Annotated in this window: 9 protein-coding genes; 7 read left to right on the top strand and 2 right to left on the bottom strand. The window is 75.9% G+C overall.

Translation table 11 applies throughout. The features are described 5' to 3' along the window. Positions 1-85: 85 nt before the first annotated feature. Positions 86-1,381 (bottom strand): TerD family protein, encoded by a 1,296-nt coding sequence (locus tag V1L54_RS15465; protein WP_330118566.1) that lies wholly within the window; start codon positions 1,379-1,381, stop codon positions 86-88. Between the two features lie 417 nt (positions 1,382-1,798). Between V1L54_RS15465 and V1L54_RS15460 the strand changes: the two genes are divergently transcribed. The 5 genes from V1L54_RS15460 to V1L54_RS15440 all read left to right on the top strand — a co-directional run bounded on the left by V1L54_RS15460 (position 1,799) and on the right by V1L54_RS15440 (position 9,619). Next, a complete protein-coding gene (locus V1L54_RS15460) occupies positions 1,799-2,305 on the top strand; it encodes a DUF6643 family protein (protein WP_330118565.1) in 507 nt (168 codons plus the stop codon). 34 nt (positions 2,306-2,339) lie between these two features. Then, complete coding sequence (locus V1L54_RS15455) at positions 2,340-3,167, top strand: MOSC domain-containing protein (RefSeq protein WP_330118564.1); 828 nt, start codon at positions 2,340-2,342, stop codon at positions 3,165-3,167. 626 nt (positions 3,168-3,793) lie between these two features. Then, positions 3,794-6,175 carry a phosphoketolase family protein gene (locus V1L54_RS15450; protein WP_330118563.1) on the top strand — a complete coding sequence of 794 codons (2,382 nt, stop codon included), beginning with the start codon at positions 3,794-3,796 and terminating at the stop codon, positions 6,173-6,175. Positions 6,176-6,448: 273 nt separating this feature from the next. Then, entirely contained in the window at positions 6,449-7,033 is a 585-nt protein-coding gene (locus tag V1L54_RS15445) for an Rv1733c family protein (protein WP_330118562.1), read from the top strand. A gap of 150 nt (positions 7,034-7,183) precedes the next feature. Then, entirely contained in the window at positions 7,184-9,619 is a 2,436-nt protein-coding gene (locus V1L54_RS15440) for a right-handed parallel beta-helix repeat-containing protein (protein ID WP_330118561.1), read from the top strand. A 56-nt stretch (positions 9,620-9,675) separates the two neighbouring features. Here the strand turns inward: V1L54_RS15440 and V1L54_RS15435 are convergent, their stop codons facing one another. Continuing rightward, the gene (locus V1L54_RS15435) at positions 9,676-11,973 is read right to left on the bottom strand and encodes a hypothetical protein (RefSeq protein ID WP_330118636.1); all 2,298 of its coding nucleotides are present in this window, start codon (positions 11,971-11,973) and stop codon (positions 9,676-9,678) included. A 327-nt stretch (positions 11,974-12,300) separates the two neighbouring features. On the opposite strand from V1L54_RS15435, the gene V1L54_RS15430 reads away from it, so the two are divergent. Together V1L54_RS15430 and V1L54_RS15425 are read left to right on the top strand one after the other, a co-directional pair. Then, positions 12,301-13,155, top strand: coding sequence for a DeoR/GlpR family DNA-binding transcription regulator (locus tag V1L54_RS15430; protein WP_330118560.1), 855 nt, complete (start codon positions 12,301-12,303; stop codon positions 13,153-13,155). A 266-nt stretch (positions 13,156-13,421) separates the two neighbouring features. Then, positions 13,422-13,778 (top strand): hypothetical protein, encoded by a 357-nt coding sequence (locus V1L54_RS15425; RefSeq protein WP_330118559.1) that lies wholly within the window; start codon positions 13,422-13,424, stop codon positions 13,776-13,778. The last annotated feature ends 37 nt before the right edge of the window (positions 13,779-13,815 follow it).

Genomic DNA, 13,815 nt, shown 5'->3' with positions numbered 1-13,815 from the left:
GGTACGGGCAGCGGCTTCCCGGACCGCCCGCGGGAGTCCGGACGGGTACCGGCTCCGGCGGACGGCCCGCGGGGCCCGGAGTGCGTCACTTGCGGCCCGGGGTCCACTGCATGCCCCAGCCGTAGGCGTGGTCCACCGTGCGCTGCGGACTCACTCCCCGCTCGGGGATCAGGTAGCGCGCCTCGCGCTGGACGACGAGGTCGCCGCCGTTGTTGGTGATCAGGGCCAGCGCGCAGACGGTCGAGGGGACGGTGCACTCGTCGAGGGAGAAGTCGACGGGCGCTCCGTGCTGCGGGGTGAGCGTCACGGTGGCGTTGAGGCCCGCGAAGCTGCGGGCGCCCTCGTAGATCGTGACGAAGACCAGGACGCGCCGGAAGGCCTCCTTGTGGTCGAGGTTGATGGTGAGGTTCTCACCGGCCTCGACGGCACCGGTGCGGTCGTCGCCGTCGAGGAGGATGTACGGCGGCCGGTGGAGGGCGCCGAAGGCGTTGCCGAGCGCCTGGATGACGCCCTTGCTGCCGTCGGCGAGCTCGTACAGGGCGCACAGGTCCAGATCGAGGTCGGCGTGCATGGCCATGGCCCGGCCGAGTTTGGCGCCCCAGCCCTTGAACTGCTTGTGCACCTGCCAGTTGAGGTTGACCCGCATCGCACCGGAGGTGCCGCCCTGCTTGGCGAGGGAGATCCTCGGCGCCTCCTTGGTCAGGGTGACCTTGGTCAGCCGCACGGGCTGCGGAGGTGCGGGAGGGGCTGGTGCCGCGGGGGGCGCGGGGGGCGCCGGAGGCGGCACCGGGGGTGCGGGCGCGGCGGCCGGGGGTGCGGGCGGCGCCGGCGCCGGGTCCCGCGGTTCGTCGACGGTGATGCCGAAGTCGGTGGCGAGGCCGGCCAGTCCGCTGTCGTAGCCCTGCCCGACGGCCCGGAACTTCCAGGCGCCCTGCCGCCGGTACAGCTCGCCCAGGACGAAGGCCGTCTCGACGGTGGCGTCCCGGCTGTCGAAGCGGGCCAGTTCGGCTCCGCTGCCCGCGTCGACCACCCGTACGTACAGGCCGGGCACCCGGCCGAAGGTGCCGCCGTCCGCGGAGGCGGCGACGACGACCGTCTCGACGGCCGGCTCCACCCGCGCCAGGTCCACGGCGAGGGTGTCGGTGACGGCGCCGCCGGCCCCCTCCGCGGGCACGGACCGCTTGCCCTCGTGGCGCACGGCGCCGGAGGCGTGTCCGGGCTGGTTGTAGAAGACGAGGTCGCCGTCCGAACGGACCCGTCCCGAGACCAGCAACAGCGCGGAGGCGTCCACGTCCGGTACGCCCGGCTCGCTGCGCCATCCCACCTCGACCCGTACGGCCTCCGCCCCGACCGGGACGTTGGTGCCTTTGAGCATGCTCATGCTTCCCCCTCGCTGCCGGGCCCTCGCGCACTTCGGACGCTCTGCCGAGCCACAACTTATTGCACCCGGCTCTGCCCCCGGGGACGTCACGGCGGGAAACGGAGGCGGGGGGCGGGGCAGGACGGCGGACGGGACCGCCGGCAGGGGCGGAGGAGGAGGCCGGGGGCAGACGGGGAAGGACGGGGAAGGACGGGGAAAGAGGGCAGGAGGAGCCGGACGGGGACGGGAGAGCCCGCAGAGGAAGCGGAAGGGGACCGCCGTTTTCCGCGGAGGCCGTTCCCGCCTCCCGGCCCACGGGCGGGATGGGTGCTCAAATCCCCCTTTGTCCACAGCGGCGGCTCATGACCCCGGAGAACCCGGGAAATGACCTTCCTAACGGTCTCCCCAACTGGCACATCGTGGGCTTAACTTATGAGTATGACGTCCCCCCGCAGCACCTACGGCGGCGGTTACTACTCCACGCCGTCCTTCGCTGACACCCCGATCTACGACAGCCTGGTCGCCGAGCGGGGTAAACCTCAGATCGCGCCCATCCGGGTCCCGTCGTCCCCGTACGAGACCCCGGACTACCTGCCCGCCCTCCCGGCCGCGCTGCCCGCGCTGCCGTCCGGGCCCTCCGGCTACCAGCCGCAGGCGGCGGCACCGCCGCGGGGTTACCAGCAGGCTCCGGCCTACCAGCAGCCCGCGCCCGTCCAGCAGCCCGCCCCGCTGCAGCAGGCGCCCGCGCCGTACATCCCGCAGCAGGCCGGCGCGCCGCGGGGCGGTTACGGCTACCCGAACCAGCAGCAGCCGCAGATGCGTCCGGTCGCCCCGCGTCCGGTGCCGCCGCGGCAGATGCCCGCTCCCGCCTCCGCCCCGGCCCCGTACCCGGGGTCCTACGAGGAGCAGCCGTACGGCCACCCGTACCAGGGGCGTGGTTACTGACCCGACTGTCCGACCCGGGTGGCAGGGTGGTCGTATGACCATGCCTGTGCTGGCCGCACTCGTCCGCTACCCGGTGAAGTCGCTCGCGGGTGCCGACACCGCCCGTGCCGCTGTGGAGCCCTGGGGACTGTCGGGGGACCGTCGCTGGATGGTGACCGGCCCGGACGGCACGCTGCTCACCCAGCGGGAGCACCCGCGTCTGGCGCTGGCCGCCGCCGAGCCGCTGCCCGGCGGCGGCCTCCGGCTGTCCGGCCCGGGGATGCCGCCGCTGACCGTCGAGGTGCCGGATCCGGCCACCGGCACGGTCGTGGCGCGGATGTGGCGCACCAAGGTGGAGGTGGTGGAGGCGGCGCCCGGCGCCCACACCTGGCTGACGGCGTATCTGGGCACCGGGGCACGGCTGGTCCACCTCGACGCGCCCGGGCACCGGCGCCCGGTCGATCCGGAGTACAGCCGCCCCGGCGAGACGGTGAACCTCGCCGACGAGTTCCCGCTGCTGCTGACCACGGCGTCCTCGCTGGAGGCGCTCAACCTGCTGATAGCTCAGGGGGACCACCCGGACGAGGGCCCGCTCCCGATGAACCGCTTCCGGCCCAACGCCGTCGTCGAGGGCACCCCGCCGTGGGCCGAGGACGGCTGGCGGCGGGTGCGGATCGGCGAGGTATCCTTCCGGGTCGTCAAGCCCTGCGCCCGCTGCGTGGTGACCACCACCGACCAGACCACCGGCGAGCGCGGCAAGGAACCGCTGCGCACCCTGGCGCGGCACCGCCGCTTCGGGGACGCGCTGGTCTTCGGGCAGAAGCTGATCCCCGAGCACACCGGCGTCCTGCGCACGGGGGATCCCTTCGAGGTCCTCGGCTGACATCCACAAAGCGTCCGTCCGCGGGCCCGAGGCGGTACGACGGGCGGCGGACGTCCGGCGCACGCCGGGACCTGCCGGGACGCCGCCCGCGGCCTGCCCGCCGTCAGGCAGGCCGCGCCGCGTCCCTGCCGTACCACCCGGCTCCTCCGGGAGGGCGCCGCTCCGCGCCCCGCTCCCGGGCGTCGCGCCGCCCGCGGGGACAGCCGCTCGGCGCCCGCCTCCGGCACCGGCCGTGGAGTGAGCACGCCGGCCACCGTGCCGCCGCCGGCGGTGCCACGGCAACAGGAGGACCGGCACGGTGTGTCGCACGGGGGCGCGCACTCCCGCGCGCGACACACCGCGGCACCACCGGCGGGACGGACACCGGCGGAGGGCGTGGGGCGGGCCATCCGGGGCGTACGGGTGTGACACACCGGTCAACGGGGACACGCCCCCTGAGGCACCGCTCGCACCCGCCCCGGCGCGGGTGCCGGTGCGGGTCACGGCGGAAGGCGGCCCGGTGGGCCCCGCTCCCCGCCCGGGGAGGAGGGTTCCGGGCCCGAAGGCGCGGTCCGGTCCGAACCGGCCTTCCCCGGAGCGGCGGGAGACCACCACGGGCCGAGAAGCGATCCCCCACCAGGAGACCGATGGAGACGCAGCGAAAGCTCACCGACCGCGAGTGCGCGGAGCTGGACGCCCACTGGCGCGCGCTCAACTACCTGGCCGCCGGCCAGCTCTATCTGCGCGGCAACCCGCTGCTGCGCGAGGAGCTGCGGCCCGAGCACGTCAAGCCGCGGCTGCTGGGCCACTGGGGCACCTGCCCGGGGCTCGCCCTCGTCCACACCCACCTGAACCGGGTGATCTCGGCCCGTGACCTGGACGCGCTGTGCGTGTGGGGGCCCGGGCACGGCGCGCCCGCGGTGCTGGCCGGAAGCTGGCTGGAGGGCACCTTCGGGGAGCGGTGGCCGGACATGGGACGGGACGAGGCCGGGATGGCGCGGCTGTTCGAGCAGTTCTCCTTCCCCGGCGGGCTGCCCAGCCACACGGCCCCGGAGGTGCCCGGTTCGATCCAGGAGGGCGGTGAGCTGGGGTACGCGCTCGCGCACGCCTACGGGGCCGCCCTGGACAACCCGGACCTGCTGGCCGTCTGCGTCATTGGGGACGGCGAGGCCGAGACGGGCCCGCTGGCCGCCTCCTGGCACGCGAACAAGTTCCTGGATCCGGTGCACGACGGTGCGGTGCTGCCCGTTCTGCACCTCAACGGCTACAAGATCGCCAACCCGACCGTGCTCGCCCGGCTCCCCGAGGAGGAGCTGGACGCCCTGCTGCGCGGCTACGGGCACGAGCCGCTGCACGTGACGGCCGAGCCGGACACCCCGCCGCACCGGGTGCACCGCGCGCTGGCCGCCGCCCTGGACGAGGCCCTGGAGCGGATCGCCGCGGCGCGGCGGGCGGCCCGGGCGGGCGGCGGCACCGGGCGGCCGCGCTGGCCGGTGCTCGTACTGCGCACCCCCAAGGGCTGGACCGGTCCGCACGAGCTGGACGGCGAGCCGGTGGAGGACACCTGGCGCTCCCACCAGATTCCGCTGGCCGGGGCACGGGAGGACCCGGAACGGCTGCGCGCGCTGGAGCGGTGGCTGCGTTCGTACCGGCCCGACGAGCTGTTCGACGAGCGGGGCCGTCCCCGTCCCGAGGTGCTGGCCTGCGTGCCGCGCGGGGACCGGCGGCTGGGGGCGAACCCGCACGCCGACGGCGGGCGGCTGCGGCGGTCCCTGCCGCTGCCCGGCCCGGAGCCCTTCGCGGTGCCGGTGGAACGGCCGGGCGCCTCCTCCCACGAGCCGACGCGGGTACTGGGCGGGATGCTGCGCCGGATCCTGGAGGACACCGAGGAGCGGCGCGACTTCCGGGTGATGGCGCCCGACGAGGCCGAGTCCAACCACCTGGGGGAGGTCTTCGCCGTCACCGACCGCGCCTGGCAGGGGGAGACGCTGCCGACGGACCGCCACCTGGGGCCGCACGGCCGGGTGATGGAGGTGCTCTCGGAGCATCTGTGCGAGGGCTGGCTGGAGGGCTACACGCTCACCGGGCGGCACGGCCTGTTCAGCTCCTACGAGGGGTTCGCCCCCGTCGTCGCCAGCATGGTCACCCAGCACGCCAAGTGGCTGCAGAGCGCCCGCCAGGTGCCCTGGCGGGCCCCCGTGCCCGGCCTCAACCTCCTGCTGACCTCGCACGCCTGGCGGCAGGACCACAACGGCTTCTCGCACCAGGACCCCGGTTTCGTCGACCACGTCCTCAACAAGAGCCCGGACGTGGTGCGCGTCTACCTGCCGCCGGACACCAACACCCTGCTGTGCGTCGCCGACCACGTCCTGCGCACCACCGACACCGTCAACGTCGTCGTCGCGGGCAAGCAGGCCTGCTTCGACTGGCTCGGGCCCGAGCAGGCCCGGGCCCACTGCGCGCGCGGGGCGGGCATCTGGGAGTGGGCCGGGACCGAGCGCCCGGGCCGGGAGCCGGACGTGGTGCTGGCCTGCGCCGGCGACGTGCCGACCCAGGAGACGCTGGCCGCCGCCGCGCTGCTGCGCGAGCAGTTGCCGGAGCTGGCGGTGCGCGTGGTGAACGTGGTGGACCTGGCCCGGCTGATGCCGCGCCAGGACCACCCGCACGGGCTGCCGGACGCGGAGTTCGAGGCGGTCTTCACCCGCGACAGGCCGGTGGTCTTCGCCTACCACGGCTATCCGTGGCTGATCCACCGGCTCGCCCACCGCACCGGTGTGCACGACCGGTTCCATGTCCGCGGCTACCGGGAGAGCGGGGCGACCACCACCCCGTTCGACATGGTGCTCCGCAACGGCCTGGACCGCTACCGGCTGGCCATGGACGTCGTCGACCGGGTGCCGGGCCTGGCGGCCCGGGCGGCGGGTGTGCGCCAGCGGATGCAGGACGTGCGCCACCGGCACCACGGCTGGATCCGCGCGCACGGCACCGATCTGCCCGAGGTGGCCGACTGGAGCTGGCCGGGTTCCTGACGGTCCGCCGGCCCGGCCGCCCGCGGCTTTTCCCTTCCCCGCCGTCTCCCCGGCCGCTCCCCGCCGCTTATCCACCGCCCGGGGGCCACCGTGGAGCGGCCGGGGGCCGCTACCCTCGGACCTGCGGAGGGAACCGGACCCGCGGGTGCGTACCCGGCCCCGCGGCGGCGCTCTCCCCCGGCCACCCACCCGCCACCGCGCGTTCCCGTGCGGACGGGTGCGGACGGGCGCGGACGGGCGCGGACGGCAGGAGACAAGGGGGGGGTGGGGCCCGTGCGGGCGATCACCGGGCTGTGGCGCCGGCGGCGCGGCCCGCTGCACCGGGGCGTCGGCCGGGCCGAGGGCAGGCTGGCGCTGGCCGCCGTGCTGCTGATCGTCCTGGCCGTACCGGCCGCCGCCGGGTGGGGCGGCCGGGCCGCGCACGAGGCGCTGGCCGAGACCGCGCGCGAGCAACACCGGGAGCGGCTGCAGGTATGGGCGACGGTGGACCCGTCCGTCGCGCGGCCGGTCCCCGGCGACGGACCGGAGGCCGGGCACCCGGTGGCCGTCACCTGGACGGCGCCCGACGGCCGCGCCCACGCGGGCACGGTCACCGCCGACCGGGCGGCCGGGCCCGGGGAACGGCTGCGCATCTGGATCGACTCCCGGGGCCGGCCCACCACGGGCCCCATGGACCCGACCGCCGTCGCCACGCACACCGTCCTCGCCGGGATCGGCGCGGGCGGCGCCGCGGCCGGAGCGGTGGAGCTCCTGCGGCGGCTGGCGCTGCGGCGGCTGCGGGCCCGGCGCCTCGCCCGCTGGGACGAGGAGTGGGCCCGCACCGATCCCGGCCGGGGGTGCGCCGGCCACGCCGGCTGAGCCCTCTCCCGGCGGATGCCGCACCGGGCCGCCCGGGATCCGGCAGGAGGGCGGACCGGTCATCCCATCGGTCCGGTACACGCTACGGTGGTGCATCCGGCAGACGGCAGCACGATCGACGTTCGCACGAGGTTTGGGGCAAGGCTGTTCATGACAGAGGGCTCGGTCCAGGTGACGTACACCGGCACATCGCGGTGGCGGCGCCGCACGGGCGACTACGCCTCCCTCTCCGCCGCCCTGCAGGCCGCGGGCGACGGTGACGTACTGACCGTCTCCCCCGGCACCTACCGCGAGAACCTGGTGATCGAACGCGCCGTCACCCTGCGCGGCCCCGAGCGCGCGGCCGGCGGCTCGGTGCGGATCGCCCCGGCCGACGGGGTGGCCCTGACCGTGCGCGCCACCGCGGTCGTGAAGGACCTGCAGATCGAGGGGCAGGACGCGGCGGCGCCCGCGGTGCTGGTCGAGGACTGCGTCGCGGAGCTGTCCGGGCTGCGGGTGGTGACGCGCTCGGCCGCCGGTGTCGAGGTGCGTGCCGGTGCCCGGCCGACCCTGCGCCGCTGCACCGTGGACAACCCGGCGGGGTTGGGCATCAGCGTCGGCGGCGGCGCGGGCGGGCTGTTCGAGGAGTGCGAGATCGTCGCGGCCGGACAGTCCGGGATCGCGGTGCACGACGGCGCCTCCCCCCGGCTGGAGCGCTGCCGGGTCCACCACGCCTCGGGCGCCGGGCTGTCGCTGGCCGGGGAGGGCAGCACGGTGGAGGCCGTCGGCTGCGAGCTGTACGAGATCAAGGGGGCCGGGGTGCGGGTCGCCTCCCGCGCCTCGGGGCACCTCACCGACTGCCGGGTGCACCGCACCTCCGCCGACGGCGTCACCCTCGACACCGACGCCGTACTCACCCTCGCCGACTGCGAGATCCACGACATCCCGGAGAACGCGGTCGACCTGCGCTCCCGCTCGGTGCTGACGCTGACCCGCTCCACGGTGCGCCGCTTCGGCCGCAACGGCCTGTCGGTGTGGGACCCGGGCACCCGGGTGGACGCCAACCGGTGCGAGATCAGGGAGAGCACCGGCGACTACCCGGCGGTGTGGGTCAGCGACGGCGCCTCGGCGGTGCTGGACTCCTGCCGGGTGCAGGACGTGCCGGACGCGTTGTTCGTCCTGGACCGGGGGTCGCGGGCCGACGTCCTGGACAGCGATCTGGCGCAGGTGCGCAACACCGCGGTGTCGGTGAGCGACGGCGGGACGGTGGAGCTGGACGACTGCCGCATCCGCCAGGCCGCGACCGGCGCCTGGTTCCGCGACCACGGCAGCGGCGGAACGCTGGCGAGCTGCACGATCGACGACGCGGGGACGGGCGTGATCGTCACCAAGGGCGCCGACCCCCAGGTCGAGCAGTGCACCGTGACCGGGCCGGCCGAGGCGGGCTTCTACGTCTCCGCCGAGGGCCGGGGCACCTTCACCGGCTGCCGGGTGACCAATTCCCGGGGGTACGGCTTCCACGTGATCGACGGCTGCCGGGCCACGCTGCGCCGCTGCCGCACCGAGCGCTGTGCGCGCGGCGGTTACGAGTTCGCCGACGAGGGAGCCGTCGTCGAGGACTGCACCAGCGACGAGAGCGCCGCGCCGGCCGTTCCCGAACCCGCCCCCGTCGTCCGGAACACCGGCCTGCTCGGCGGCATACCCCAGCAGTCGGCCGCTCCGCCCGCCGTCCCGTCCGGCACTTCCTCCGGCCCGGACGCCGGTGCCGGGGAGGCCGCCGGGAAGCCCGCGCGGCCGGCGAAGGAGGTGCTGGGCGAACTCGACGCGCTGGTGGGGCTGGAGAGCGTCAAACGGGAGGTGCGGGCCCTCACCGACATGATCGAGGTGGGTCGCAGGCGCCGCGAGGCCGGGCTCAAGGCCGCCTCGGTGCGCAGGCATCTGGTGTTCACCGGCTCCCCCGGCACCGGCAAGACCACGGTCGCCCGGCTCTACGGGGAGATCCTCCACTCGCTGGGCGTGCTGGAGCGCGGTCATCTGGTGGAGGTGTCCCGGGTGGACCTGGTCGGCGAGCACATCGGTTCGACGGCGATCCGCACCCAGGAGGCGTTCGACCGGGCCCGCGGCGGCGTGCTGTTCATCGACGAGGCGTACGCCCTCTCCCCGGAGGACTCCGGGCGGGACTTCGGCCGGGAGGCGATCGACACCCTGGTGAAGCTGATGGAGGACCACCGCGACGAGGTGGTCGTCATCGCCGCGGGGTACACCGTGGAGATGCGGCGCTTCCTGGACGTCAATCCCGGTGTGGCCTCGCGCTTCTCACGGACCATCACCTTCGGCGACTACGCGCCCGGGGAGCTGCTGCGGATCGTCGAGCAGCAGGCGGAGGAGCAGGAGTACCGGCTCGCCCCGGGTACGGCCGAGTCGCTGCTGAAGTACTTCACCGAGCTTCCCAAGGGGCCCTCGTTCGGCAACGGCCGCACCGCGCGGCAGACCTTCGAGGCGATGGTCGAGCGGCACGCGGGCCGGGTCGCCCAGCTGGCCGACCCGGACACCGACGACCTGACCCTGCTGCACCCGGAGGATCTGCCGGGCCCCCCGGCGCACTGACCGCGCGGCCCCGGGCCCGGCCCCGGGACTCCCCGCCCGGTCCCGGTGGCCGGCCCTCAGGATCCGGGCCGCGGTACGAGCGCCCCGGCCTGTCCGGGGACGGCGAGTCTCCTGCCCTCCCCGGCCAGCCGGTCCAGCAGCGCCGCCCGCTCGGTGTCGAAGACGGGATCGGCCTGGTAGTCGCCGTGTCCCAGGATCGGCGCGGGCAGCGGATGCTCCATGGTGCGGCCGTAGTGCAGCGGGTCCTTCAGCGGGCCGCGGTCGACCGGCGGGGCGCCGTCCCCGCCGGCCAGCACCGGGCCGCCGATCGGGTCGGTGAGCCGCCACAGGTTCCGCCAGCAGTCCACCTCCCTCGCCAGCGCGTTCAGCGGGCCGGGGCCGAAGCAGGCCGGGAACCAGCGCCCGTAGAGCCGCTCCAGCGGGGAGCCGTAGGTGAGCAGCGCGACCCGGCCGCGGGTGGCCGGGTCGAGCTGCCAGACGGCCGCGGCGGCCAGCACACTGCCCTGGGAGTGCCCGGAGATGACCAGCCGGCCGCCGGTGAGCTCGGTCCAGGCGCACATCCGCCAGGTCAGGTCCGGCACCGCGCGCTCGGCGTAGCAGGGCGGCGCGAAGGGGTGCGCGGCGCGCGGCCAGAAGGTGCCCACGTCCCACAGGATGCCGACGGTGCGGCGGGCGGCGGCGTCGCGGTAGGCGCGGCGGCCCATCGCCACCAGCAGCACCACCATGGCGCCCATCAGCCAGGAGCCGAGTGCCTGGACGGTGTCGGCGAGCGCGGGCAGCGGACCGGGCCAGGTGTCCGCGGCCGGTCCGGGCGGGGTCCCGGTGAGCGCGGCGCCCGCCAGTGCGACCGTTCCCAGCAGCAGTGTGGCGGCGGTGACGGCGGCGGCCAGGGCGGGTGCGGAGTCGGTCAGCCGGGCGAGCGCGACGGCGCGGGCGATCCGTCTGCTGCGGGAGGCCGATTCGCGCGGCTCCCCCTCGTAGGAGCCGGCGATGCCCGGGGCGATCCGGCGACAGGTCCGCCACGTCCGCGCCGCGGCGTACCCCGCGAAGACCACCACGACCAGCAGCAGGACGGGGATCACCGCGGCCTGCCAGCTCAGCAGCACCGGCGGCCCGGCGACGGCGCCGCCGGCCACCCCCGGGGTGCCGCCCCGGTCCAGCCAGTCCGCGATCCGCTGGGCGGTCCCGCCGGTCAGCACCCCGCCCAGACCGCAGGCGAGTAAGGCGGCCGCGGCGCCGCCGAGTCCGCCCATGGCGCACCGCCCCGCGCAGCCCTCCGGCGGCGTGGCCCGGTGCAGTACGTACGCGGTCGCGGCCAGCGCGGCCACCAGCACGCCCTGCAGCAGCATGAGCCACGCGAACACCCCGGTGCCGGGCAGCCGGGCCGCGGCAGACCACTCCGGGCGGGACCAGGCGGCGTACCCGGCGACCAGTGCCAGCACACCCAGTGCGGCGCCCGGGAGCACCTTCGACGCCCACCGGTCGGTCCGTTCGTCCGGTTCCGCCTCGGTGCGGCCCCTGCGCACCACGACCACCACGACCGCCGCCCAGCCCGCCGCGACCGCGGCGGCCAGTGTCCAGCCCCAGACGGCCGGCACCCCTCCCCCGCCGGGCCGCCGGTCGTGTCCGAGCGCGGGGACCAGCAGGGCGGCGGCCACCGTCAGCAGTCCGGCGGCGGTGTGGGCGGCGCGCAGCCGGGACACCAGCCGGCGGCCGTACCAGAAGCCGGGCAGGGACAGCGCGGGCCGCTCGCCGCCGGGCAGCGGCCGGGCGGGGCCCGGCGGGCGCGGGGGCGGCGAGGCGGACTCGTAGGCGCTCCAGGTGCGGTGCGACAGCCACCACAGCAGCGCGGTGAGCGCGACGGGCGCCGCCGCGGCGAGGACGAGCCGGCGGCCGGGCTGCGCCCACCAGCCCCCGGTGAGCGGCCCGAGCCAGGGCTTGCCGGCCGCGCAGCGCTCGGCGGCGGCGCACTGCCAGGCCACCAGGTCGAGTGCCACCTCGCAGGCGGCCGCGGTGAGCAGCACGGTCAGGGAGAGGGCCACCAGGCGGACCAGGACGTCGTAGAGCCGCTGGGCCGGGTGGCGGGCGGGGGCGGCGGGCCGCATCCAGTGGGCGATGTTGGCGACCATGAACGGCAGCAGGAGCAGCCACAGGGCGCGAGCGCTGTTGCCGGAGGTGAGGTTGGACCAGCAGTACGCCTCGGGGACCGGCCGGGCGGCGTCGTCCCCGGCGCCGCCCGGGTGCGGGCCGCGGCGCTCCGGGCGGCGGTTCTCGGCGTCCGCGTCGTCGGCGCGGCGGTGGATGCCCGCCGTGTCGTCGCCGGCGATCCGCACGGTGCGCGGATCGCCGAGCATCTCCTGCGGTGTGGCGCCTCCGACGCCGTGCACGAGGAGTTCCAGCGCCGGTGCGCCGGGTGTACCGGGTGTGCTGGCCGGTGGTCCCGGCCGGTTCTCCGCCACGCTGCCCCCAGGTGTGTGCCGTGTGCGCCGGGTGTGCCGCCGGTTCCAGAATGGTGGCCGCGACCGTCCCTCCGCAGCCCGACGGGTGGATCCGGGCGTCACAATCGTGCCTCGGAGACGCCCGGGCGCCGTGGAAGGATGGGGCCGAACAGTTGCCCGTACGACTGCCCCGGACGACGCGCCCCGGACGACGCCCGCAGACGAGAGAGGACGGTCCAGCAGGTGAGCGACAACCACAACCTCCTGGCGGAGCAGCGTCGTGCGCTCATCCTGGAAGAGGTCAGGCGCCGCGGCGGGGTGCGGGTCAACGAACTGACCCGCAGGCTGAACGTCTCCGACATGACGGTGCGCCGGGACCTGGACGCGCTGGCGCGGCAGGGTGTGCTGGAGAAGGTGCACGGCGGCGCGGTGCCGGTGTCGGGGGCGAGCACCCACGAACCGGGTTTCGAGGCGAAGTCGGCGCTGGAGCTGGGCGCCAAGAAGGACATCGCGCGGACGGCGGCGTCGATGGTGGCCCCGGGCGGTGCCATCGCGCTGTCGGGCGGGACGACGACGTACGCGCTGGCCCAGCATCTGCTGGACGTCCCGGAGCTGACGGTGGTGACCAACTCGCTGCGGGTCGCGGACGTCTTCCACGCCGCGCAGCGGGCGGACGGCAGCCCGCACGGCGTCCCCGCGGGCGCGGCGACCGTGGTGCTCACCGGCGGTGTGCGCACCCCGTCCGACTCCCTGGTGGGGCCGGTGGCGGACGCGGCGATCCGGTCCCTCCACTTCGACGTGCTGTTCCTGGGGGTGCACGGGATATCCACCCGGGCGGGGCTGTCCACGCCCAATCTGGCCGAGGCCGAGACCAACCGCCGGCTGGTGCGCTCCGCGCGCCGGGTGGTGGTGGTCGCGGACCACACCAAGTGGGGGACGGTGGGGCTGAGTTCGTTCGCCTCACTGGCGGAGGTGGACACCCTGGTGACCGACGGCGGGATGCCGGAGGCCGTCCGCGCGGAGATCCGTGAGCAGCTGCCGGAACTGGTGGTGGCGGGCACGGACCGGGGGGACCGGGAGGCGCAGGGGGAGCTCTGAGTCCCGGGGGGCCGGAGCGGGCTACGGGAGTCCCGGGAGTTCCGGGGGAGGACCGGCCGGAGGTGCGCACGGGGCGCCTGCCGGGACCGCCCCCGCGGTGTCCCGGCGGACACCGCCCGGAGACCCCGCGGAGGACTGTCCGCGCGCTCTGGCGCGCGGGCGGGGAGGCGTGCAGACTTTCTGGGCAGGGGCACCCGGTGGGGGTGGCGCCGAGGACGGTCCGCGCGACCGCGGGCCGGCGGTGACGAGAGGGGAGGCGGTGCGCCGTGGCGGAACCCGAGTTCAGTGCCACCGGTGTACGGATCGCGCGGTGGCTGCGTTCGCTCACCCGGGCCGGGCAGGTCGTCGTCCGCGACGGCCGGCTGGTGCTGCTGACCAGCTACGGCCGGGAGATCGACAGCGCGCCGGTGGAGCAGGTGCGGGTCAGCGGGCCATGGTACGCCACCGCCGACCTGGCGATGGCGACGCTCAACGGCAACCGGTACGCGCTGCGGCTGAAAGGGCAGATGCGCGACGCCCTGGTGGCCGCGCTGCGCCGGTCCCGCGCCGGCCGCGGCCCGCAGGCCGCGGCGGAGCGGCGGGCCGCCGCCGGCCGACCGGTCCACCGGCCGGCCGGCCAGTAGTCGGCGCGGGCGCTTCACTCCTTGAGAAACGCCCGAC

This window comes from Streptomyces rubellus (assembly GCF_036323805.1).
GTDB lineage: Bacteria > Actinomycetota > Actinomycetes > Streptomycetales > Streptomycetaceae > Streptomyces.
This window is presented reverse-complemented; position numbering and strand designations above follow the sequence as displayed.

Excerpts from the sequence above, each read along its gene's own strand:
- V1L54_RS15450 (WP_330118563.1), top strand. The coding sequence starts at position 3,794 with ATGGAGACGCAGCGAAAGCTCACCGACCGCGAGTGCGCGGAGCTGGAC.
- V1L54_RS15435 (WP_330118636.1), bottom strand. The coding sequence starts at position 11,973 with ATGCTCGGCGATCCGCGCACCGTGCGGATCGCCGGCGACGACACGGCG.
- V1L54_RS15465 (WP_330118566.1), bottom strand. The coding sequence starts at position 1,381 with ATGAGCATGCTCAAAGGCACCAACGTCCCGGTCGGGGCGGAGGCCGTA.
- V1L54_RS15440 (WP_330118561.1), top strand. The coding sequence starts at position 7,184 with ATGACAGAGGGCTCGGTCCAGGTGACGTACACCGGCACATCGCGGTGG.
- V1L54_RS15455 (WP_330118564.1), top strand. The coding sequence starts at position 2,340 with ATGACCATGCCTGTGCTGGCCGCACTCGTCCGCTACCCGGTGAAGTCG.
- V1L54_RS15460 (WP_330118565.1), top strand. The coding sequence starts at position 1,799 with ATGACGTCCCCCCGCAGCACCTACGGCGGCGGTTACTACTCCACGCCG.